Source organism: Bacillus sp. FJAT-27986 (assembly GCF_001685035.1).
In the GTDB taxonomy this organism is placed as follows: Bacteria; Bacillota; Bacilli; order Bacillales; family Pradoshiaceae; genus Pradoshia.
The window spans coordinates 22413-45811 of record NZ_MAYV01000016.1 but is presented as its reverse complement, the minus strand read 5'-3'; the positions used below and the strand labels follow the sequence as shown (position 1 = coordinate 45811).

Annotated in this window: 18 protein-coding genes and 2 other annotated features; of the genes, 15 read left to right on the top strand and 3 right to left on the bottom strand. The window is 37.2% G+C overall.

The features are described 5' to 3' along the window. The first annotated feature begins 25 nt into the window (after positions 1-25). On the top strand, positions 26-772 hold the full coding sequence (locus A8L44_RS13150) for an SDR family NAD(P)-dependent oxidoreductase (protein ID WP_066107046.1): 747 nt from the start codon (positions 26-28) through the stop codon (positions 770-772). 188 nt (positions 773-960) lie between these two features. Next, complete coding sequence (locus A8L44_RS13145) at positions 961-1956, top strand: hypothetical protein (protein ID WP_066107041.1); 996 nt, start codon at positions 961-963, stop codon at positions 1954-1956. A gap of 410 nt (positions 1957-2366) precedes the next feature. Here A8L44_RS13145 and A8L44_RS13140 read toward each other — a convergent pair whose 3' ends face one another. The 3 genes from A8L44_RS13140 to A8L44_RS13130 form a co-directional block, all read right to left on the bottom strand. Next, complete coding sequence (locus tag A8L44_RS13140; protein WP_066107037.1) at positions 2367-3587, bottom strand: dicarboxylate/amino acid:cation symporter; 1221 nt, start codon at positions 3585-3587, stop codon at positions 2367-2369. Positions 3588-3876: 289 nt separating this feature from the next. Beyond that, positions 3877-4647 (bottom strand): NADPH-dependent oxidoreductase, encoded by a 771-nt coding sequence (locus A8L44_RS13135; RefSeq protein ID WP_066107032.1) that lies wholly within the window; start codon positions 4645-4647, stop codon positions 3877-3879. Between the two features lie 314 nt (positions 4648-4961). Beyond that, entirely contained in the window at positions 4962-5639 is a 678-nt protein-coding gene (locus tag A8L44_RS13130; protein ID WP_066107029.1) for a helix-turn-helix transcriptional regulator, read from the bottom strand. A 740-nt stretch (positions 5640-6379) separates the two neighbouring features. On the opposite strand from A8L44_RS13130, the gene sdaAB reads away from it, so the two are divergent. From sdaAB to A8L44_RS13065, 13 genes are all read left to right on the top strand, one after another. After that, the gene (gene sdaAB / locus A8L44_RS13125) at positions 6380-7078 is read left to right on the top strand and encodes an L-serine ammonia-lyase, iron-sulfur-dependent subunit beta (protein WP_066107026.1); all 699 of its coding nucleotides are present in this window, start codon (positions 6380-6382) and stop codon (positions 7076-7078) included. Positions 7079-7101: 23 nt separating this feature from the next. Next, positions 7102-7980: an L-serine ammonia-lyase, iron-sulfur-dependent, subunit alpha gene (gene sdaAA, locus A8L44_RS13120; protein WP_066107021.1), complete on the top strand. Its 879-nt coding sequence runs from the start codon at positions 7102-7104 to the stop codon at positions 7978-7980. A 228-nt stretch (positions 7981-8208) separates the two neighbouring features. After that, positions 8209-9528 (top strand): amino acid permease, encoded by a 1320-nt coding sequence (locus A8L44_RS13115; RefSeq protein ID WP_066107018.1) that lies wholly within the window; start codon positions 8209-8211, stop codon positions 9526-9528. 520 nt (positions 9529-10048) lie between these two features. Beyond that, positions 10049-11272: a beta-ketoacyl-[acyl-carrier-protein] synthase family protein gene (locus A8L44_RS13110; protein WP_066107015.1), complete on the top strand. Its 1224-nt coding sequence runs from the start codon at positions 10049-10051 to the stop codon at positions 11270-11272. Beyond that, positions 11269-12714, top strand: a complete 1446-nt coding sequence (locus A8L44_RS13105) for a sensor histidine kinase (RefSeq protein WP_225983578.1) — start codon at positions 11269-11271, stop codon at positions 12712-12714. The genes A8L44_RS13110 and A8L44_RS13105 overlap by 4 nt, the downstream gene beginning before the upstream one ends. A 169-nt stretch (positions 12715-12883) precedes the next feature. Beyond that, the gene (locus tag A8L44_RS13100) at positions 12884-13750 is read left to right on the top strand and encodes a GNAT family N-acetyltransferase (RefSeq protein ID WP_066107013.1); all 867 of its coding nucleotides are present in this window, start codon (positions 12884-12886) and stop codon (positions 13748-13750) included. 215 nt (positions 13751-13965) lie between these two features. Next, on the top strand, positions 13966-16806 hold the full coding sequence (gene sucA / locus A8L44_RS13095) for a 2-oxoglutarate dehydrogenase E1 component (RefSeq protein ID WP_066107008.1): 2841 nt from the start codon (positions 13966-13968) through the stop codon (positions 16804-16806). Positions 16807-16822: 16 nt separating this feature from the next. After that, positions 16823-18076, top strand: coding sequence for a 2-oxoglutarate dehydrogenase complex dihydrolipoyllysine-residue succinyltransferase (gene odhB, locus A8L44_RS13090; RefSeq protein ID WP_066107005.1), 1254 nt, complete (start codon positions 16823-16825; stop codon positions 18074-18076). A gap of 353 nt (positions 18077-18429) precedes the next feature. Next, positions 18430-18679 (top strand) — a binding site (T-box leader). A gap of 42 nt (positions 18680-18721) precedes the next feature. Further along, positions 18722-18957: a binding site (T-box leader), on the top strand. A gap of 51 nt (positions 18958-19008) precedes the next feature. Next, entirely contained in the window at positions 19009-20400 is a 1392-nt protein-coding gene (locus tag A8L44_RS13085) for an anthranilate synthase component I family protein (RefSeq protein ID WP_175354298.1), read from the top strand. Further along, on the top strand, positions 20381-20974 hold the full coding sequence (locus tag A8L44_RS13080) for an anthranilate synthase component II (protein ID WP_066107002.1): 594 nt from the start codon (positions 20381-20383) through the stop codon (positions 20972-20974). Before A8L44_RS13085 ends, A8L44_RS13080 begins: the two co-directional genes overlap by 20 nt. After that, complete coding sequence (gene trpD, locus A8L44_RS13075) at positions 20967-22004, top strand: anthranilate phosphoribosyltransferase (protein ID WP_066106999.1); 1038 nt, start codon at positions 20967-20969, stop codon at positions 22002-22004. The genes A8L44_RS13080 and trpD overlap by 8 nt, the downstream gene beginning before the upstream one ends. Continuing rightward, positions 21989-22780: an indole-3-glycerol phosphate synthase TrpC gene (gene trpC, locus A8L44_RS13070; RefSeq protein ID WP_066106995.1), complete on the top strand. Its 792-nt coding sequence runs from the start codon at positions 21989-21991 to the stop codon at positions 22778-22780. The genes trpD and trpC overlap by 16 nt, the downstream gene beginning before the upstream one ends. After that, on the top strand, positions 22777-23394 hold the full coding sequence (locus A8L44_RS13065; RefSeq protein ID WP_066106992.1) for a phosphoribosylanthranilate isomerase: 618 nt from the start codon (positions 22777-22779) through the stop codon (positions 23392-23394). The genes trpC and A8L44_RS13065 overlap by 4 nt, the downstream gene beginning before the upstream one ends. The last annotated feature ends 5 nt before the right edge of the window (positions 23395-23399 follow it).

Below are 23399 nucleotides of genomic sequence, written 5' to 3'. Positions count from 1 at the left end.
ATAAGAAAAAGGGAGAGAAGTTAGTATGTTTGAAATCAAAGGTAAAGTAGCTATTGTAACTGGAGGGGCAAACGGAATTGGTAAAGAAGCGGTAAAAGCTATTCTCAACAAAGGTGGAATCCCTGTTATTGCAGACTTCAACGAGGAGTTGGGAAATCAAACTGCCAAAGAGTTAAACGTTGAATTTTTGAAAGTAGATGTATCAGACGAAAATCAAGTAAAGGATATGGTGTCACACGTGGTTGAAAAATATGGACACCTTGACATTATGATTGCCAATGCAGGTATAGGAGGAGGAGGTTCTACACTAGATCTTCCAACTGATGAATACGAAAAATACATAGGGGTTAATCAAAATGGTGTATTTTATTGCAGCCGTGAAGCGATTCGACAGATGGTTGCACAAGGCATGGGTGGGGCGGTTATTAACGTTTCTTCAATTCTTGGCTTAGTAGGTTCAGCCGGTGCTTGTTTCTACAACGCTAGTAAAGGTGCAGTAAGATTAATGACAAAATCAATGGCCTTAGAATTTGCTCCTTTTAACATTCGAGTAAATAGTGTCCATCCTGGCTATGTTATTACAGGTATGGTAAATGAGGATGTTGCAGGAGCAGAAGGAATCGAAATGTTAAAATCACTTCATCCGCTATCAAAAGGACTTGAACGTTTGGGTAAACCTGAGGAGATTGCACATGCAATCATATTCGCTATTGAAAACACTTTTATGACAGGAGCGGAAATTGTCGTAGACGGAGGATACACTGCTCAATAATAAAGCATACATAAAGAGATACTATGAACACCCACTATTGAATGTGGGTGTTTTGTTTTATGTATATTAAGTATCAATCTGATATATAAAAATAATTTAATTTAAATGTGTATATATTTAAGTAAATTCAAACTGGGTATTATTAATATATCAATATAAAATTAATATTCCGGAAGGTGGAGATTAAAATGAAGAAAGGCTTGGCATTATTATTTATTTTAATTACTTTCATAGGAATATCGGGTTGCAGTTCAAAGGAAAAAATTGATTTAACCGAATATGTAACAATTGAAGTAAGTGGTTATGATGGTGAAGCAACAGCAAATGCTAATTTCGATTCATCTCGTTTTGAAGAAAAATTACTCAGTATTGATGGAAAACTTTTATTTTCTTCACTTGAAGAGAATATAGAAATAAAGTTAAATAAGGAACAAAATATTAGTAATGGAGATAAACTTGTAGCAGATGTATCTTATACGGCTGATCAAGGGGAATTAGAGGTTAACTTAAAAGACGGAAAAGTAAATAAAGAAGTGAGCGGTTTAGAAAAAATTGCACTCCATGAGGCAGATAAAGAAATTCTAAATGCTGATTTAGGTACTAAAGCCATCCAAATTTTTGACTTCATATGGACGGAAGATACAATTGTTCAGGATTTTATTGATGCTGGATTTAATGTTGTCTATATGGAAAGTAAGACACAGGAAAGTGATAAATCAATTGAAGAGGTTTGGATTGACGATAGTTTTGGGTTCTCACCACTAATCAAGGTTTCCAAAAATGAATTTGAATTATTTCTTGAGCCTGTTAATCCTACTTATGAGGAAACAAGTGAATCAATTCCGTTAGTTGAATGTCATGTTACTGCTGACGGTGCTATGAGTGACAATCCTGGGGTGCATTTAAGCGTAAAAGATGAGGATGTCATTACTAAAATTAAAGGTGCAGAAGTAGAATCACAAGTGTTTTTTGTGAAAGGTTTAACTGTAGGAATGACAGAAGATGATTTGTTGGATAAATTACCGGAGAGTTCTAGTAAGAGGGATTCAGGGAAAAGAACTTTATATTCCTACTTTAAATTTGGAGAAGGCGGTTATGACTACATTTTTTATGTAGATAAGGAAACTAAATTAATTGTTGGAATTACCGGACCATTGGGCGGATTCCTACTTTTTAATGATTAATTCCACCTAGCTTAGGATATGGATTATTCTTAATAGTAGTTCGTAAACTATGAATTCCAGTTGTATTGCTGTAACTGTGAAAGTAGGGAGTAAAATTTGCAAGGAAACTGTACAGTTACACTAAAAGCTTAAAACTGATAAGGGTATAAAGGAAATGATTTACCAAACACAACCATTATAGTTGTTTATTTTTAAATGTATAGTAAATTTATAGACCTTAAACTCTGACTAAAAGAGCAGATAAATTTCCTGTTTTTGGATTTTACCTGCTCTTTTTTGAATTGAATATAACTATTATTATAAATAAAACAATAATAAGAAAACTGCATCTTTATCGATAAGATCTCTATCAATAAAGATGCAGTGGATATAAGGATTATAAAAATAGAATAGAATACTAGAGTTTATGACTATGCAGCGCTTTCTTTTCTTTTTTCTTGTTCGTTGATCATGACAGCACAAGCTGCATCACCTGTAATATTGACAGATGTTCGTGCCATGTCAAGAATACGGTCGATTCCAAGGATTAGCCCAATACCTTCTACAGGTAAATTAACTGAGCTTAGAACCATTGCAAGCATAATTAGACCTACACCAGGTACGCCTGCTGTGCCGATACTGGCAAGAACTGCCGTTATCACGACTGTAACTAAGGCAGTGAAGGATAAATCTACACCATAGACTTGAGCGATAAAGATGGTGGCAACACCCTGCATAATGGCTGTTCCGTCCATATTGATTGTCGCGCCCAGAGGTTGAACAAAGCTAGATATTTCTTTTTTAACACCTAAATTGTCCTGTGCCGCTTCCATGGATAGAGGTAAAGTTGCATTACTGCTGGAAGTACTGAATCCAACCGTCATGGCAGGTGCAAAGCCTTTAAAGAACCATATTGGACTTTTACGTGCCAAAAAGAGAATCGTTCCACCATAAATAAGGATAGTATGAATGATTAGTCCAATTACAACGACAATCATATATAATGCCATCGCTTTCATTGCACTGTAGCCTTGTTCTCCAATTGCTGATGCTATAAGACCAAACGTTCCATAAGGAGCTAATTTCATAACCCAGGTTACAAGAAACATAACCAATTCATTACCTTGTTCAACCAATTTTACAATTCCTTCTGTCTTTTTTCCTAAAACAGTTAATGCAAATCCAATTAAAGCAGCCATGAAAATGATTTGGAGCATATCTCCTTCGGCCATAGCCATGATTGGATTATCAGGAATAATGTTAAGGAACGTTTCTCCGATTGAAGGGGCTTCTTCAGCCTCAAAAGTTGCATTTTCTGTATCAAATTCACCTTTGGTTCCCGGTGAAATTACCATAGCAAGAACGATAGCCAATATAATGGCTATGGCTGTAGTACATAGGAAGTAGAAAACGGTTTTAAAACCGATGGATCCTAATTTTTTAGGATCTCCCAGGCCAGCTACACCTAAAATAATAGAAAACAATACTATTGGGACTACTAACAATTTAATCAGATTGATAAAGATGGTACCTAAAGGATCGAAAAGAAATTTGTTGAATGTTTCAAATAAAGATGGGGAGAAAATATTTAGGGAAAGACCTACAAGGGCACCAAGTATCAGTGCATAGATTATCTTCTTCGTTAAGTTCATATGATTCCTCCTAGCTCTCAGCCATAAATTCTGACACTAAACTATTATATTTATCCTTATATTCCAAATTCCGAGAATTAATAGATATTTTACCACGGAATTTGAAATTACTCATCTAATATAACTTTTAGGGCATATTAATCTTCTTTATAGTGAAATAAGGAGTATTAAGTCCTAGAATAATGTGAGGATATTTCTATCGATTTTTATTACTAAAGCAATCAAGGCAAGGTGAAGGGATCATCAAGAGATTTGGGAGATACAAAGTGAAAAAAAGGAAGAGGAGCGTTTAGGCTTCTCTTCCTTTATCTTTAACATCTATTTTTTTCGGAATCTGCATTTGTTGATTAATTGCTTCATCAACGCCCTGATAATAGATTTTACTATAAAAGCTGGCTACAGCTTTAGTCCATGTCCCAGTCTGTGTACCCTGGGAACGCTCTGACAGGTAATCTGAAAATGTTTGATTATATGATTCAATGTCTTCTTTTATATCATGCTGATAGGTTTCGCTATGATAGACCGCTTTAACTGGCAGGCGTGGTTTTAAGCCGGGATCCTCTGCAGGATAGCCGATACATAAACCTGAAATGGGTAAAACAAATGGAGGAAGGTTGAGTTCCTTTATGACTTTATCTAAATTTCTGCGTATACCGCCAATGCAGACTGTACCAAGGCCTAATGATTCGGCTGCAGTAATGGCTGCTTCAAGAGCAATCCCAACATCTGTAGCACCGACCAATAATGTATCAATATTTTCTGAGACAGCAAACGGTGTTTTTTCGATTTCGCTGGATATATATGCTCTATAAAAATCTGAGCAGAATACGAGGAATACAGGGGCCTCTTCAATATGCTTCTGCCCGCCGCATAGCTCTGCGAACTTCTTCTTCCTTACAGGATCTTTAACAGCAATAATGGAAACCTGTTGTCCATTTATCCAACTCGGGGCAGATTGGACAGCTTTAATGATTTGTTCCAGCTGTACATCCTCGACTGGTTTGTTTTTATAAGATCGGATGGAGCGGTGAGATAATAAGGTTTGCATTATTTCGTTTATGTTGAGGTCCTCCTTCGCTATATGGTTTCGTTATTAGTATAGTACAAACGGGTTTATTGTTTATAACAGAACCATTACAGTCGGACTGTTATCTAAGTGTTATATTGGGGTGTAGAGCTTCAATGAAAGGATGAAGTTACTTCTATTAGGAGATCAAGCAACCTAGATAGACTTCGAGATGTAAATTTTTCTGTAGGATGACAACCTATATGACTTTTTGAAGTGTGGAAAAAAGTGGATGAAAAATAAGCTGGGAAGTCTGCGAGATATCTAGTCTTTCCTCGGACTCTCCAGCTTAATTGACATGCACTTTATTATACCGGTACTGCTTTTTTGCTTCGTGATACCATTTGAAGGTAACGATAAACACTGGACTCGGACATTCCCATTATATCTGCCACTTCACTTATTGTGCCTTTCATATCAAATATCCCATACTCTTTTAATTTTGAAATAGCAAGCTTCTTTTGGTCAGGTGATAATTGGGCTCCAGATTCGAGGATATCTCTATCTATTACTGTATAAATGATATTACTTACATTATCTTGAAGCTTTTCTACAGGTTTCTCTTGTTCAGTTTTCATTTCAATATGTTTAATATCAAAGCTTAGATTGGCTAAACTTAGTATATCCTTGGCGACTTTTCGATAAACGTCTGCATCAAAATTTATACATAAAAGTCCCTGTAATTGACCTTCATGATCTTTTATAAACAAAGTGGATGAACGAAATTTTTTACCCCGCGGTCCTTCCCCAACATATCCAACAACATAATCATTGTCTAAATAAACCTTATCGTTGATTAACTTTTTTGCATAGTTAGTCAATGGGCTATTTAAGGACCTTTCGCTCAAGTCAGCATTGACAATATGACCGATATGAGAACCTCCATTAGGATTTAAAACATGTAATACAAATTCATAATTAGGTCCTAGAATTTCTCCAAAATAATTCATTATAGTTTGATAATGTCGAAATAGATCTTTATCCAATTAGGTTTTCCTCCTTTTAGGAAACTCTTTTTAATGGAACATCGAGATCAAATAATATTTATCAATTATTCTACGAGCATAGTAAGTTAGACCCTACATGCAAGTTTTCAGTTTTGCACTTATATTTGTGCGCTTGCTCAGTGGTTAGGGAAGTGATGATTATCAATTGCATCAAGTAAGTCCTTGATAATAAAACCAATTTAGACATAATCTACTAATAATTATAGCAGATTGTAAAGGCTTTCTAATAATAAATTTTTACAAAAATAAGTTTTTACTAAATCATATTGACATATTAAACCAATTATGTGATACTTTGAGCGAGTAGTAAATAATAACTACTGTAAGAAATTATTGTAAATAGATTAATAGATTTCCATGGTCAGCTTGAAACACTTTATATGGATTTTTTAGGGCAGTTGCGGTACCGTTTTTACCTTATGCTTTTCTAAAATATGCTAAAGGTGTGTATCTGGAATCGGATTTATTGAACAACTAGGAATTGCTACAAATTATGTTTTGATGGCATTAAGTTGCTAAGAAATGTTTGCAATGCTAGTTAGTATTCAATATAAATACGATTCGATTTTATTGGTTAGTAATGAAAACCTTTTCAAATAGAGCGTAGTTAGGAATAACTCTAGTAAGCTCACTAGTACAAGCCATGTTCATCCATTGAAGTTTACAGTGCAAAATCAATTTTAAAGATCAAGTAATTTAATGGGGTGGGGGAATTTTATATGAGTATTAATGTAGCACCCGTTAAAGAAAAAAAGATTATTAATTATAAAAGTTGTTTTGATGTAATTGGTCCGGTAATGATAGGGCCCTCGAGTTCGCACACAGCAGGTGCCTTAGCTATTGGAGCTGTTGCCAATAAATTATTTCAAGGTCTTCCTAAAAAAGTTTTAGTCAGATACTATGAATCATTTGCTGAAACTCATAAGGGTCACGGAACTGATTTTGCCATTGTTGCTGGTATATTAGGATTTGCTGCTGATGATAGCAGAGTGCCGGAAGCTATTAAAATAGCAGAATCTAAGGGTATCCAGATTGTTTTTATTGAAGAAGTGATTGATAGTCCTGCCGGTCATCCCAATACTGCAGATGTTTATCTGGAGGATGAAAATAGAAGTATTAGAACGATGGGAATTTCGGTCGGCGGCGGTATGGTTGAAGTCAAACAGATTGAAATGGACGGGTTTAAATTGAATCTCGAAGGACCATTGCCAGTTATACTAGCGATTTCTGAAAAAGATGACCTTGAATTTGGGTTACGCAGGATTCTTAAAGAAAATGATGTCGATATTAACAGCTTTATCAGTTTAGAAAAAGACGGAAAACACCTCTTTGAATTTACATTAGATTCTCAATTACGTAACAATGTTCAGCAGAAATTGAAGGACCTTAGTAATACAGCTACTATTATTATTCTTTAAAATCTTAGGGAGGTGAAAAGTTTATGTACATGACCATAAAAGAAATCGTGGATGCAGCTAATAAAAGGCAAAAACCCATTTATGAATTAGCCATTGAGCAGGAAATCCAACAAACTAGATCCACCTATGATGAAGTTTGGATCAAAATGGAAAAAAATCTACTCACCATGGAAAATGCCATAAATAAAAGTATTGAGGGAGACGGGGTATTTTCTCCGACCGGTTTAACTGGTGGCGATGCTGTTAAAATCAAAAAATATCGCGAACGTGGAAAAACTCTTTCTGGAGATATGATGGTATTTGGGGTTCAACATGCAATTGGTGTTAATGAAGTAAATGCTTCGTTAGGGGCAATTTGTGCAACTCCAACAGCAGGCGCGAGCGGAACAGTTCCTGGGGTCCTATTCGGTATTAAAGATACGTTGCAGTTAAGTCACGAAGATATGGTTCATTTTCTATTCACTTCTGCTTTATTTGGAATGATAGTAGCAAATAATGCTTGTATTGCTGGAGCATTTGGAGGATGTCAAGCTGAAGTAGGCAGTGCCTCGGCAATGGCGGCAGCTGCCGCAGTAGAAGTTGCCGGCGGAACACCGCAGCAATCATCGGAAGCGTTCTCAACCGCCCTTCAAAATTTGCTTGGTTTAGTATGTGATCCAGTCGCTGGATTGGTAGAGGTTCCTTGTGTAAAGAGAAACGCTATAGGAACTGCCAATGCATTAGTTGCAGCGGACATGGCATTGGCCGGCGTAGATAATATCATAAGTGCCGACGAAGTTGTTGAAGCCATGTATAAAATAGGCAGACAAATGCCACGCGAGTTAAGAGAGACAGGTTTAGGAGGAGTGGCAGCCACACCAACTGGAATTGCCATTAAAAATAAAATTTTTGGAGAAAAGTAAGAAGAAAAGACAAATATAGAAATAAAGGAATTTAATACTATACAAATACAATATTTTGCAAACGCCAACAAATAAACTAGAATGGTAGATAAACCAATTTCTCAGTGCTAGCATTCTCATTTAATAATTTCTATTGTCCGAATCTTATAAGTAATTTAATTTTAAAAAAATATCCATATTTATAAGCCTTAGCAGAAAGCTAGGGTATATATAAGGAGGAACCTTATTATGCATGGAAATACAGCAAAAAAACTCGAATTACCAGTTGAAGATCATTCAGTAATACAAGAGAATTTTCCAGATGCGAAGAAATGGCATAAACAAGATACAACCTGGGCTTTGAGCCTTTTTGGAACAGCAATTGGAGCGGGTGTACTCTTTTTACCTATTAATGCAGGATCAGGCGGATTAATATCATTATTGTTAATTACTATACTAGCCTTTCCGGTAATGTACTACTCGCATAGGGCACTTGCTAAAATGATAGCTGCTTCAGATTCTGCTGATGAGGGAATTACCGGTACGATAAGGGAGTATTTTGGAAATAAGGCAAGTATAGCCTTTAACATAGTTTATTTCTTCTCTATTTATACGATCGTGCTGATGTATTCAGTTGCACTTACAAATACAGCAAGTAGTTTTATGGTAAATCAATTGCATATGAACGAGCCGCCAAGAGCCATTTTATCACTTGTATTAATTCTCGGTCTTATCGTCATACTAAATTTTGGACAAGATATAACTGTAAAAGTGATGAGCATGCTAGTTTATCCATTTATAGCTTCTCTGTTATTTATCGCAGTATCTTTAATTCCACAGTGGAATACATCGATTTTTAGTTCTGCAAGTGTTTCTACTGCTTCATCAGGATCCGGATATTTTGGAATTATACTGTTGATATTACCAATTATAGTATTCTCGTTTAACCATTCTCCTATTGTATCGTCATTTGTAATGAAACAGCGGGCAACTTATGGAAAAGATGCGACTGACGCGAAATGTGCCCAAATACAAAAAGTATGTTATATTATGACATTCTCTGTTGTCATGTTCTTCGTTTGGAGCAGTGTCTTGAGCTTAACTCCAAGTGATCTTGCCATGGCAAAGCAACAGAATTTATCAATCCTATCTTATCTTGCGAATGAACTTGGTTCACCAATAATTGCTATTGCAGCGCCTATTATTGCATTCGTGGCCATCACAAAGTCCTTCCTTGGTCATTATGTAGGAGCTTACGAAGTAATGCGTGACATGATTGTGGCATCAGGAAAAGCACGCGGAAAAAGTATTAAAGAAAAAACAATTAAAACTGCAATTCTAGTATTTGTGGTATTAACATGTTGGTTTGTTGCTTATACAAATCCAAGTATTCTAGGATTAATTGATACACTCAGCGGACCTCTAGTTGCTGCTATCTTATGTGTATTACCAATGTATGCAATCCGCAAAGTACCAGTACTAGCTAAATACAGAGGGAAATTGAGCAACGTATTCGTCATTGTTGTAGGTTTGCTTACGATCCTAGCAAGTATTAAAGTATTCTTCTAAATCACTTTAATGAATGAAGGTTTTAGAAGAGGATTATAAGTTTTAAGCAGTAAAAAGTTAAGAAGTGTTTGATGCTTGAACCATAGATATGGCTGTATTCCGGGATTTTACGGTATGCAGCTTTTTTATATTCAATGATTCTTATTACTCGAAATTTGTCCCCGGTTGGTTAGGGCTCAGGACTGCTATCAACAATATTTGATGTTAGCAGGGAAATTTGATAGATTAAAGAATTTATATTATTGATGGCTAATAACATTCTTGTTGGGGCTGATATCTCACTAGAGTTCCAGGTATTTGAACATCTGAAATGAAGTTACTTTATCTCCCAAACAAAAAGCTCAACGACATGTGGTATCAACATACGCTTTTGATTGTTTTATAAAGTAGTATTAATGATTTATTTAAACTATTTAGATTATTTAAATATATTTTTAATAGTTTTTTCCTATAGTCATTCTGAAATATTATCTGCTATAATTTTCTTAGGTAAATATTCTCAACTAAGGCGGAAAATTACATGAAAATAGTAGTTAGTGGCTACGGGACAATAGCCCCGAATACAAGGAATATCGATGAATTTCTATTTAATTTACAGCATGGTGTGAACACACTGGAACTAATAGATGGAGAAGGATATAAAGGTGAGTCCAATATAGTTGGTTTAATAGATAATGGATTAGAAGAGTTAGAGAAAGATAGGAGAATTAATCGATTGCCTAAAGTGTCTAAATTAGGAATCGTGGCAGGGAAAGAGGCGTTGAAATCAGCAGGGGTAGATTTGGCAGGAAAAAAAGTAGGGGTTTTTTTTGGAACTTCACTTGGTTCCATTACAGAAAGACCCTTCCAGGACTCTGTTATACATATCAATAATGATGAATATAGAAAAGTACCCATTACATTCCCTCACTATGTTAATTATCATAGCATTACCTCATCGATTGCTTACTTTTTAGGTGCAAAAGGTATAACTAGAACCATTACTACCGGCTGTACATCTAGTCTGGAAGCAATTGAATCAGCATTGCTATATTTGAGGTCCGGTAAAATTGATATAGCTATAGTAGGCGGAACGGAAAGCTCCATTGACAGAACGGTCACATATGCATTTTCTAGAACACGAGTGTTGCCATTGGACCAAGAAATGAAAGATGGAGCTGTACCTTTCCAAGAAGATAGTAAAGGGTTTGCAATAGCGGAAGCTGCCGGTGCCATTGTATTAGAAAGAGAAGAAGATGCACTTCTTCGCGGAGCCTCTATTAAAGGAGAATTCGTAGACGCTATCTCGAATAATGATGGAATTTACATTTATAGCACAGATGAAACTGGGGAAGAAATGGTCAATGTGTTAAAAGAAATCACAAATGGACGTTCCCCAGATTATATCAACAGTCAGGCGCTAGGGATTCAAATAAATGATCGTATAGAGGAAAGGTGCTCAAGGGAATTATTCAATCATCAAACGCCTTACACCTCAATAAAGAGTATGTTCGGAAATCCTCTTGCGGCCAGTGGAATCTTACAAGTTATATCTTCACTATTGAGTGTGGAACATAATTTTATCCCACCAACCATAAGAACAACCAAAAAAGGTTATGAAGATATGAATATTGTAACCGAAACAAAATATCAGGAAATTAACGAAGTAGCTGTTACTAATCATGGACACGGTGGAAATAACGCTTGTGCTTATATCCAAAAATATAGACCAAATCATTCAGCAATGGAGCGCGAAAATACATGATTATCGGATTGTTAGTATGTAGCATTGGTTTAAGTCCTTTACTTGTTTCTTTTGTTATTAAAAGTATGTATAACAATTCAAGTTTGTCATCAGGTCTTTTTTTATACTTGTCCTTTATTACCATTTGGCAACTTGATATTGGAAGTCTATATTTTTTAGATACTTTCTCTGAAAGTACCATTCTATGGCTTTTTAAGGTTCTGCGCATAGGGCCAACTTTTGGAGTGCCCATTGTTCTCTATTTAGCATACAAAATCATAAAGGATCAGCCAACCATGTTAAAAGAGACTGATTGGTTGTTGAGAGTTTCTCGGGTGCTGCTTACTAAAAAGTCTCTCATTTTCTTTACTATTTGGAGTGGAGTTTTATATGTTATCAACCTAACAAATTTAGGGATTAGTGGGTTAACTGTAGAGAAGGCTGCTTCTTCCAGTTTTTATTATCCGGTATATGGGCCTTTAGGTTGGATATTCATTGCCCATATGTTTGGTTTTATTATCTTCGTATTCCTAGTCTTTTTGATTTCGAGGAAAATCTCTAACCCGAGCTTTAGAAACCTTTTAACAGCCATATCGTTAGCTTCCATTTGGCTAATCATACTCGGTTTATTTAATTTTTCTCCAGCTATGGGTGCCATAACGAGTAGTATTGGAGTCATTATATTCTCCATTTCGATTTTTCATTTTTATGTTAAGTTGAACACCAGTCTAAAAGAGAGTTACTATGATTTGATGGAACGACAAAAGAAGCTGGACTATACTGGGAATCTGGCAGGGAGTTTAATCCATGAAGTGAAAAACACCAACCAAATCATCAAGAGTTTTTCTAATCTTCTTAGTCTTAGTGGTGACTTAAATGACACAGATAAGAGAACGTTGGATATGATTCAAAAGTCTTCAGATCATTTAGGTAAACTGACCAATAATTATAAGGATTACATGAAGTCATCCAATCTAGTTCTGAAAAAGGAAAACTTAATGGAAGTTATTGAAGAATCCATTAACCTATCTTCTGAAATGTTGCGTACAAAACAGGTAGACATTGAATTTCAGAACAAATATCAACCATTAATTACCTATGTAAATAGAACGAATTTGGAGCAAGTTTTCATTAACTTAATCAAGAATAGTGTAGAGGCTATGCCAGAAGATCGAGCGAATAAGAAAATAATGATAACAACAGAATTAAAAAATGAACTAATTCTAATTCATTTCATTGATACCGGAAAAGGAATTCCACCAGCTAATTGGGAAAGTGTATTTGATCCCTTTATATCAATAGATAAGCGGGGAATGGGTTTGGGATTACCTTTTGTTAAGAAAACGATAATAGAGCATTTGGGTACCATTTCGATTACCGAAAGCTGTCCTGAAGGAACTCACTTTATCATCGAATTACCACAGAACGGTATATTGGATATGATGGGCAAAGGCAATGCATAAATAGGCAATGTTTTAACAGCAATCCTTACTAGGGTTGCTGTTTTTGATACACGACAACAAAATACAAAAAGGTTAATTATAAAAATATTATGTAAACTCCAAACATTTAAATTAAATTGTTTGAAATATATAGATGTAGGAGGATAATGGAAAAAAGGAGGATGAGAAAATGAATATCGTATTCTATGACACGATTAAACCTTTTAAGGACAAAGTCGAACCTATTCTTTTAAAGGAAGAAGTGAAGCATAATGTCATCCTGGGATTGGTGAATAAATTGATCCAAAATCCATCAGATACTATAAAACTTTTCATGTGTACAGTGGAGGTAAAGGATCAGACTGTCCTGATTTTTTTACGAACTCATCCACATAATCTGCTTATTGCAGGCGATCCAAACCAAAAAGAAGCTATTTCCTTTGCTGTAAATAAATTTGTTGAAGAAGGGTTCATGTTTCCAGGGATAACAGGCGAAAAGCAATTAGCGCATTTATTTGCTGATGAATGGAAGTGTGTAACGGGAATTGAGGGCTCTATTGGCGTGGAACAGGGAATCTATAAACTGACAAAACTGAATTCTGTTCAAATCACAAAAGGGTATTTACGTATGGCAGGCCATGAAGATGCTCCCTTAGTAGCTGATTGGATTAAAAAGTTCACTAAATATACGGTTGATAATCTCACTTACGAAGATTGTCAGGCAAGGGCAAATGATTATATCAAGGAGAAGTCCTTACATTTATGGATTGATCAGAACAGACCGGTATCGATGGTGAAGTGGGCTCGGCCAACGCAAAATGGAATTGTAGTCTCGCTGGTTTATACTCCCGATGAAGAGAGAGGGAAGGGGTATGCGAGCTCGGCCGTTCACACTTTTTCGAAACAACTTCTTGAAAACTATTTATTTTGCAGTTTATATACGGATTTATCAAATCCAACTTTAAATTCAATTTATCAAAAAATTGGCTATGAATGGGTATGTGAATCCAGCATGATTCAATTTGGAATTAATCAGAAAGGAGAGTTGGTTATATAATCAATTCTCTTTTTTTGCTATTTCATAATAGCTGATTTTTTAGAAAGTTTTGATTTTCTCGTAAATTAAGTGCAAACCTTTGGGTATATTCACCAAAACATGGTAGAATAATGTCGGAAATGTTTTATCCTTCCGACTCTTTCGATAACATTATTATTATATATTATTCAGTCGCAGGATTAAGGCAAAACAATGTTTAACAGGGGGATTTCATAATGAAACTTGATACACCTGTAACAAACCCTTGGCTAGAGTTTCAGGGGCCAAACTTGGGTTACGTCCAGGAAATGTACGAAGTTTTTTTACAGGACCCAGAGCAAGTGGATCCGGATTTGGTGAGATTATTTGAAGAATGGGGACCTCCAAGATTAGAGGAAACCGAACAAACAAGGGGTAATCAAAGTAAGGAAGTTTCAGACGGTCAGTTCACAGCAAAAATGATGTATAAAGTATCGCAGGCTATCAAATTGGCTGAGGATATTCGAATAAACGGACATTTGGCCGCTGATATTTATCCATTGTACAGTAAGGTAAAGAAAGATATTAATTTAGGATTGGGTAAATATGATTTAACGACTGATGATTTGAAAGCGATGCCAGCTTCCTTAATCAGTGATGTTTTGCCTGCAAACATTCAAAATGGCCATGAAGCCATCGAATATTTAAAAGTTTTATATACGAGAACGATTGCTTTTGAATTCGATCATATCCATGACATGGAAGAGAAAAAGTGGCTTACACAAATGGTTGAACAAACAGCCTCCGGTTTTGCAATCTCGGCAGCTAAAAAGAAAAATTTGTTGAAGCGCTTAACTGAAGTGGATGGATTTGAGCGATTCTTACATAAAACCTTTGTTGGACAGAAGAGATTTTCAATTGAAGGTGTAGATTCTTTAGTTCCACTTCTTGATGAATTAGTTTCAAGATCCGTTCGCGGCGGAACTAATTCTATTAATATCGGAATGGCACATAGAGGCAGATTGAATGTACTGGCTCATGTGCTGGGTAAACCGTACAAAAAAATATTCTCTGAGTTTCAGCATGCTCCAGATAAAAAGTTGGTGCCATCTGAAGGATCCATTGGTGTTACATTTGGATGGACTGGCGATGTGAAATACCACTTAGGCGCAGATCGTAAAATTAAAGAAGAGAATACAAGAGAAGCGGTTATAACGTTAGCAAATAATCCGAGTCACTTGGAATTTGTTAATCCCATCGTAAATGGATATACAAGGGCTGTACAGGATGACAGAAGCCAAAAAGGATTTCCTGTACAGGATTCGAATTCCAGTATGTCAATTATTATTCATGGAGATGCAGCATTCCCAGGTCAGGGAATTGTGGCGGAAACCTTGAATTTAAGTCGCCTTAATGGGTATCAAACAGGAGGCACCGTTCATATTATCGCGAACAATATGATTGGATTTACAACAGAAAGCCGGGATTCCCGATCCACTCGATACTCAAGTGATCTGGCGAAGGGATATGAAATCCCGATTATCCATGTCAATGCGGATGATCCAGAGGCTGTATTAGCAGCAGCTTATGTAGCTATTTTATATCGTCAAAATTTCAAAAAAGACTTTTTAATAGATTTAATTGGATACAGACGTTATGGCCATAACGAAATGGACGAGCCAATGACAACCAATCCGGCCATGTACAAGATGGTGCATGAGCATCCAACACCTAGAGAGGTGTATGCAAAGAGACTAGTCGATGAAGGACTTGTAACGGAAGAAGAGGTCGCTCGTCTGGATCAGGAACATTTTGATATGTTGAAAGAGTATTATAATCAAGTGGGTGAAAAGGAAGATTCTCCGCTTGAAGCAGCTGATGTTCCAAAAATTATTGAATCCGGGATTCCGAATGTAGATACAAAAGTAGAGCTTGACGTATTAAAGCAAATAAATGCGGAGCTTTTAAAACGACCTGAGAACTTCAAGGTATTTAATAAACTGGATAAAATCCTTATGAGAAGACAGAATGCTTTGGAAGAAGGAAATAAGGTAGACTGGGCTTTGGCTGAAACGTTAGCATTTGCAACTATCTTACAGGATGGTACACCGGTTCGCCTTACTGGACAGGATTCCGAGCGCGGTACATTTGCTCATAGAAACATTGTTTTACATGACAGTGAAACCGGAGAAACCTATTCACCGTTACATGGACTTGAAGGGGCAAAAGCTTCCTTTGCGGTTCATAACAGTCCGTTGTCCGAAGCAGCTGTGATTGGATTTGAATATGGATACAATGTTCAATCCCCGGATACGCTCGTTTTATGGGAAGCCCAATATGGTGATTTTGCCAACACTGCGCAAGTATTATTTGATCAATTTATTGCTGCTGGGAGAGCGAAATGGGGCCAAAAATCTGGCTTAGTCATGCTATTGCCTCATGGTTATGAAGGCCAGGGACCGGAACACTCCAGTGCACGTTTAGAGCGCTATTTATCATTGGCAGCGGAGAATAACTGGACTGTAGCTAATTTAAGTTCAGCAGCTCAATACTTCCATATTTTAAGAAGACAAGCAGCTATTTTAGGAAAAGAAGAAGTACGCCCACTGGTATTAATGACGCCAAAGAGCTTGCTGAGAAATCCGACTGTTGCGAGTACTGCTGAAGAACTGAGTGACGGTGAATTCAAGTCCTTTATTGAACAGCCAGGCTTAGGAACAAAAAAAGACAGTGTGGAAAGAATCGTTTGTTGTACAGGTAAAATGGCAATTGATTTATCTCAGGCTATTGAAGCTCAAGAAAATCTTGATTGGCTTCATATTGTGAGAATTGAAGAAATCTATCCATTCCCACTTAAAGGGGTTCAAGAATTATTTGCATCCTACCCGAATCTAAAAGAGATTGCATGGGTACAGGAAGAGCCTAAAAATATGGGCGCGTGGAATTTCGTTGAGCCACGTTTAAGAATAGCAGCACCAGAAGGGGTTAAAGTTGAGTACATCGGCAGAAGAAGACGATCCAGTCCTGCAGAGGGAGATCCAACCATTCATAAACAAGGACAAAATCGTATTATTAACAGCGCATTAACTCGCGAATAGAGGAGGAAATATAGAGATGGCAGAGGTAAAAGTACCAGAATTAGCGGAATCAATTACAGAGGGAACAATTGCACAATGGCTTAAACAACCGGGTGAAAAGGTTGAAAAAGGTGAATATATCGTTGAGCTTGAAACAGATAAAGTAAATGTTGAAATCATCTCCGACTATGAAGGAGTTTTGACAGAGCAATTAAAAGAAGAGGGAGATACGGTTCTTGTTGGGGAAGCAATTGCGATGGTAGATGCTGATGGAGCGCCTGCACAGAGTGAAAAACAAGAACCTGTTGCAAAAGAACAAGTAAAAGAAGAGCCAAAAGCAGCACCTGCTCCTGAACCAAAAGAAGAAGAGAAAAAAGGAAATAAAACAGTTGCTTCTCCGGCTGCACGTAAATTAGCAAGAGAAAAAGGAATCGATTTGGATGAAATCCCTACAGTAGATCCACTTGGAAGAGTGCGCAAGCAGGATGTAGAATCCTACAATGGTCATGCACAAGCCAGCGCGCCTGCATCTAAGCCTTCAAAACCGGAAGCTAAAAAAGCAGCATCAGCACCGGCTCAGGTATCTGGTAAACCGGAAGAACGTGTGAAAATGTCACGCAGACGCCAAACAATCGCGAAACGTTTGGTTGAGGTTCAACACAATACAGCGATGCTGACTACATTTAACGAAGTAGATATGACGAATATCATGAACCTTCGTAATAAACGTAAGGATGCATTCCAAAAAGAAAATGATGTGAAATTAGGGTTTATGTCCTTCTTTACAAAAGCCGTGGTTGGTTCACTTAAGAAGTATCCACTGTTAAATGCAGAAATCCAAGGTGATGAGCTGCTTATCAAAAAATACTATGATATCGGTGTAGCAGTATCTGCTCCAGAAGGCTTAGTAGTCCCTGTTGTCAGAGATGCGGATCGTATGAACTTTGCTGAAATTGAAAAAGAAATAGGTAGCTTGGCTAAAAAAGCACGTGATAATAAATTGGCCCTATCAGATTTACAGGGTGGAACCTTTACTATCACAAATGGCGGTGTTTTCGGTTCCTTAATGTCAACACCTATTTTAAATGGAACACAAGTAGGTATTCTTGGAATGCACGGTATTAAAAAGCGTCCGATTGCTGTTGAGGATGACAAAATTGAAGTTCGCCCAATGATGTATATCGCATTATCTTACGATCACCGTATTGTCGACGGAGCAGAAGCAGTTAGCTTCCTAGCGAATGTGAAAAAATTAATCGAAGACCCTGAATCTTTATTGCTTGAGGGATGATTGTTTAACTAACAAAATAAATTAATAATTAATGTTGTATCATACAAATGATATTTACTTAAAGAGTGCCAGTTCTTACTGAATTGGCACTCTTTTTTTGAAAATCGTATAAACTACACCCTTCTATCAAGCCTTTGTATTGTAATTAGAGGATAGGAAAACGCAATAATACTTAAAGTTGCTTGTTTCTAATAGATAAATTAATACAAAATCTATGAGAGATATGATCCCTTTCATTAACATATAGTCATTTTTCACTTTGTCTGACTAAAAATGCATCATTTTACCTATATTTAACTGAATAGATTGACAATTCAAAAGAGTTAATTTAATATTAACAACAACTTAAACATAATAATGCGTTGATGAAGAGTAGTAGCATTTGAAGGAGTTTTAGAGAGCCGATGGGTGGTGGGAATCGGTACGATTTCATTTGTGAATGGACTTCGGAGTTGCCGAGCAGAACGTGAGTTATTCAGTATGCTTTGGTCGATTTAGCCAATCGTTAAAATAGGCTGACAGTTATTTCCATAGTCTGTCATAAAGTGGATTGCTGAATTCAGCAATCAATTAAGGTGGTACCGCGGGTCTCTCGTCCTTTTTTCAAGGATGTGAGGCCCTTTTTGTATGGGATAAAATTGAATAAATAAAACGTTAAGAAAGAGGAGTAGCATAAAAACATTGCACTACAGAGAGCCGGAGTGGGTGAGAACCGGTATGCAGGCTTTATGTGAATGGGCTTTCGAGTGATTCCCTGAAAGATTAGTAGGGGAATACGGGATTCCGCCGTTAAAAGGATAGGATATTAAATGATGGATTCCTTCCTCATCGTATCTGAAAGAGATCCAACGGGGGTGGCACCACGATTATACGTCCTCCATAAGCAATTTATTTGCTTATGGGGGATTTTTTTATTTTCAGGGGGGATTAGATTGAGGAAACCTAACATAATTAGGCAACGACTGAAAGCCGAGGAAAAGAACAAACTTAGAAATATAGAAGACATTGCTAAGTCTTATAAAGCTGTGCTTGAATTTCCATCTCCGAGCGGTGGCAGGACAAAAATTGTTGCCTTTAACCTATATGCAGAAATCATGACGAGTATAGATGGTACGTTCTTTAAAAAAGGTCAAATGAAAAAGAAAGTGAATAATCCGCATGAGTTTATAAAAGCGTCCCTTGCAATCGATGATGCCCTTTATCCTGATCTGCCATTTATAGGAGGTTCCATTGGATTTGCCGGTTATTCGTACAGTTTTCTCTTTGAAGAAATAGATTCGCCGGAAATGAATCCGGTTGGTATTCCGGATTTTCATTTTCTCTATCACACAGATTATTTTATTTACAGCGGTGATGATTTCTCCGAATGCAGCCACCTCCATTTAGACTATGAAGGTGAACGATCAGAGGAAGAATTGGCTAAAAACATGAAGTACTTTCGGGAAAAACTATCCACATATAGCCAGGCTTCTGGAAATGAAATGTATTTGATTCACGGAATTAAAAGCAATACGAATCAGGAGAAATTTATTGATACGGTTAATGAATTAAAATCCAGAATACGGAACGGCGATATATTCCAGGCTGTCTTGTCGCAGCGATGGACCGGTTCATTTAGGGGAGACCCGGAAGATTATTATGGGAAGTTAAAGCAAGAGCATCCTGATACATTCCAGTTTCATATTAATTTTGGCTCCTATCACATTGTGGGTTGCTCTCCTGAACGATTGATTGCGATCGATCAGGGCGTTATTCACTCTAATCCGATAGCTGGTACAAGACGAAGAGGCTCTACTCTTCAAGAAGACGAAGAACAGATTGCCAGTTTAATAGCGGATGAAAAAGAGAAGGCAGAACATGTCATGCTGGTGGATCTTGCTAGAAATGATTTGGGGAAGATTTGTAAGCCGGAAAGCTTAAATATTAAACGGTTTATGGAGATTGAATCATTTAAAAATGTAATCCATCTTGTTTCAGAAATTACAGGCCAATTAAACGAAGCGATTCATCCAATGGACGCAATTAAAGCCTGTTTGCCGGCTGGAACCGTATCGGGCGCGCCAAAGATAAGAGCGATGCAGTTAATCTCAGAGGCTGAACAGGAAAGAAGAGGGGCTTACGGCGGCGGTGTTGGTTTTATCTCCTATGGTGGTGAATTGGACCTGGCCTTAGCAATCCGAATGATGGTAATTAAAGATCAACAAATTCATTTCCAGGCTGGCGCTGGTATTGTCTATGATTCCATTCCGGAAAATGAATGGTATGAAACACTTCATAAAGTTGGATTTAAGGAGGATGGGATAAATGATTTTACTTATCGATAATTTTGATTCCTTTACGTATAACCTCTATCAGCTTTTATTAGAACTGGGGGAAGAGGTACTGATTAAACGAAATAACGCCCTTACGATTCAAGAAATAAAAGATTTATCACCAACATCAATTGTCTTATCACCCGGACCTGGTCGGCCTGAAGAGAGTGGGATATGTAAAGAAATGATTAAAGCTTTTTATAGCCATATTCCTATTTTAGGCGTTTGTCTAGGGCATCAGGCCATTGGCCAGGTGTTTGGTGCTACGGTAAGTCGAGCTGGAAAGATCAAACATGGTAAATCATCAAAGATCATCCATACAGGAGATGAAATTTTTAAGGGTACACCTCAAGGGTTTCAGGCAATGAGATACCATTCTCTAATTATAAAAGAAGAGACATTGCCAAATGAGTTTAAGATTATAGCAACTTCAGAGGATGATGACGAGATTATGGCCATTCGTCATAAGCAGTATCCCTTATACGGCGTTCAATTCCATCCTGAATCAATAGGAACGCCCTATGGAAAAACAATAATTACTAATTTTCTTAATAGTACTGTGAAGGAGGCAGTCTTGCATGAATGAGTATCTTTTCAAATTAAGTAAAGGAAAGAGTTTATCAGAGGGAGAAATGACAGATGCTGCAAAACAAATGTTAAGTCCAACTGTTTCTGAAGCGGAATTGGCTGCATTTTTGATGGCTATTGGATTGAAGGGATACGGGAGTAAGGAACTGTATATTATCGCAGAAATGATTCGAAAGGAATCGACACATCAGCTAGGAACTATCCCGGAAGCCATGGATAATTGTGGTACCGGAGGCGATCGCAGCAATAGCTTTAATATCAGTACGGCATCAGCATTTGTTTTGGCAAGTGCCGGAATCAAAATGGTGAAGCACGGAAACAAAAATATGACGAGTCAATCCGGCAGCATGGATGTGCTGAACGCATTGGGCATTAATACGATTAATCAAAAGGAAGAAGCCAGGAAAGCTATTCATCAAGCTAACTTAGTATTTTTGAATGCTGGACATATCCACCCAAAATTAAAAAGAATCGCTGCAGTTCGGAAGCAATTGGGTATTCCTACGATTTTCAATGCAATCGGACCCTTAACAAACCCAGTCCATTTAACCTATCAAATGGTTGGTGTGTATGATGTAAAACTATTAAAGCTGTATGGAGAAGTATTGTTGAAGGCTGGGAGAAAAAAGGCTGCCATTATCCATGGAGCGGGTAATATGGATGAAGCTTCATTGTCTGGCGAAAACAAGCTATATTTTGTTCAGAGTGGTCTAATAACAGAAGAAGCCATCCATCCCAATGACGTTGGATTGAAAGTATCGGACAATAGCCGTTTGACCGGTGGTGAGCCGTCTGAAAATGCAAAAAAAATGATTGGTATCTTCTGTGGGGAAAAGAATCCATGTCGTGATGCCGTCCTTCTAAATGCAGGAATTGGTTTATTTGTATCAGGGAAAGTTTCTACGATCCAGGAAGGAGTCATGTATGCGGCTGAATTAATTGATTCAGGTGCTGTCTATCGGAAATTACTTGAAGTTAGGGGACCGGTTCAAACGAAAGGGGCCAATGATATATGCCAACCTATTTAATGAATATCGTGGAGCACAAGAGGAGAGAGTTAAGCAAATCAACCGCAATTGAATTGTCAAATGACATCAAACGAATGCAGGTAAGAGATACTTTTGCTGAACGAATCAGAAGTCAGTCTACCCTTGGTGTGATTGCAGAATTTAAACGGTCATCTCCATCAAAAGGAATCATTCAATCTTTGGCCGACCCAATAGAGGTAGCTAATCAATATAAGGAAGGCGGCGCTGACGGCATATCTGTTTTAACGGATAAAGAATATTTTAATGGAAGCTTTGAAGATTTACAGGTTGTAAGCAGTCATATAGATCTGTCAGTCTTATGCAAGGATTTTATATTGGAAGAATCTCAGATTAATCAAGCCTTTTTATCGGGGGCAAGTATAGTCCTGTTGATTGTAAGAATTTTATCACCTGGAAAATTAAAAGCATTGTATGAGTATGCTCTCCATCTACATTTGGAAGTTTTACTGGAAGTGCATGATGAGGAGGATTTAATGGCAGCTCTGTCCCTTAAACCGCAATTGATTGGCATAAATAATCGAAATCTTCAAACATTTAACACAGATTTAGCTGTTACTGAAAATTTAATCAAATTGATTGACGATCCGTCGACTATTGTCATTAGTGAAAGTGGAATCAAGAATGTTAATGATTGTTTACGTGTTGCCAATGCAGGCGTGGATGCAATCCTAATTGGGGAGGCATTGATGAAGCATCAAGATCCCGCTCAATTTGTAAAAGAAATCAAGAAAATTGAAAGAAGGTACAGTCGGTGAAGGTGAAAATCTGTGGAATACAAACCGTCGAGCATGCATTAGCAGCTGAAAAAGCAGGTGCGGATGCCCTTGGATTTATGTTCGCCGAAAGCAAGCGAAGAATTATTCCTGAGAAGGCCAAACCAATCATCTCCAAACTGGAAGGTGAAATCTGGAAGGTCGGTGTCTTTGTTAATGAAGAGGTAGAAACGGTGAAACAAGTGGCACGATATTGTGGATTGACAGCCATTCAGCTTCATGGAGAAGAAAAGCCGGCAGACTATTTGGAGGTTGGATTGCCGATCATTAAATCGCTAGGAATTAAGCCTGCTCAGGCAGACTTAGATGTTGGTGATGTTAAGCATGCTGATTATATTTTATTGGATGCTGAAGCACGGGAATATAGAGGTGGAAACGGAGTGGCATTTGATTGGGAAAAGGTTAGAGGACTAGGAGCTAAATATCCTACTATCATTTTAGCGGGAGGCTTGAATTCTGAAAATGTAAGAGTTGCGATTGAGGTTGTAAATCCGTTTATGGTTGATGTGAGCAGTGGTGTTGAGGTAAATGGGAGAAAAAATACGAGAAAAATCTTTGAATTTATAAAAATGGCAAAAGAGGGGGAAATCAAGTGAATCAA

What these genes read in the sequence shown, in the direction of transcription:
- A8L44_RS13150 (WP_066107046.1), top strand. Translation starts at nt 26, where the DNA reads ATGTTTGAAATCAAAGGTAAAGTAGCTATTGTAACTGGAGGGGCAAAC.
- A8L44_RS13145 (WP_066107041.1), top strand. Translation starts at nt 961, where the DNA reads ATGAAGAAAGGCTTGGCATTATTATTTATTTTAATTACTTTCATAGGA.
- A8L44_RS13140 (WP_066107037.1), bottom strand. Translation starts at nt 3,587, where the DNA reads ATGAACTTAACGAAGAAGATAATCTATGCACTGATACTTGGTGCCCTT.
- sdaAB (WP_066107026.1), top strand. Translation starts at nt 6,380, where the DNA reads ATGAGTATTAATGTAGCACCCGTTAAAGAAAAAAAGATTATTAATTAT.
- sdaAA (WP_066107021.1), top strand. Translation starts at nt 7,102, where the DNA reads ATGTACATGACCATAAAAGAAATCGTGGATGCAGCTAATAAAAGGCAA.
- A8L44_RS13115 (WP_066107018.1), top strand. Translation starts at nt 8,209, where the DNA reads ATGCATGGAAATACAGCAAAAAAACTCGAATTACCAGTTGAAGATCAT.
- A8L44_RS13110 (WP_066107015.1), top strand. Translation starts at nt 10,049, where the DNA reads ATGAAAATAGTAGTTAGTGGCTACGGGACAATAGCCCCGAATACAAGG.
- A8L44_RS13105 (WP_225983578.1), top strand. Translation starts at nt 11,269, where the DNA reads ATGATTATCGGATTGTTAGTATGTAGCATTGGTTTAAGTCCTTTACTT.
- A8L44_RS13100 (WP_066107013.1), top strand. Translation starts at nt 12,884, where the DNA reads ATGAATATCGTATTCTATGACACGATTAAACCTTTTAAGGACAAAGTC.
- sucA (WP_066107008.1), top strand. Translation starts at nt 13,966, where the DNA reads ATGAAACTTGATACACCTGTAACAAACCCTTGGCTAGAGTTTCAGGGG.
- odhB (WP_066107005.1), top strand. Translation starts at nt 16,823, where the DNA reads ATGGCAGAGGTAAAAGTACCAGAATTAGCGGAATCAATTACAGAGGGA.
- A8L44_RS13080 (WP_066107002.1), top strand. Translation starts at nt 20,381, where the DNA reads ATGATTTTACTTATCGATAATTTTGATTCCTTTACGTATAACCTCTAT.
- trpD (WP_066106999.1), top strand. Translation starts at nt 20,967, where the DNA reads ATGAATGAGTATCTTTTCAAATTAAGTAAAGGAAAGAGTTTATCAGAG.
- trpC (WP_066106995.1), top strand. Translation starts at nt 21,989, where the DNA reads ATGCCAACCTATTTAATGAATATCGTGGAGCACAAGAGGAGAGAGTTA.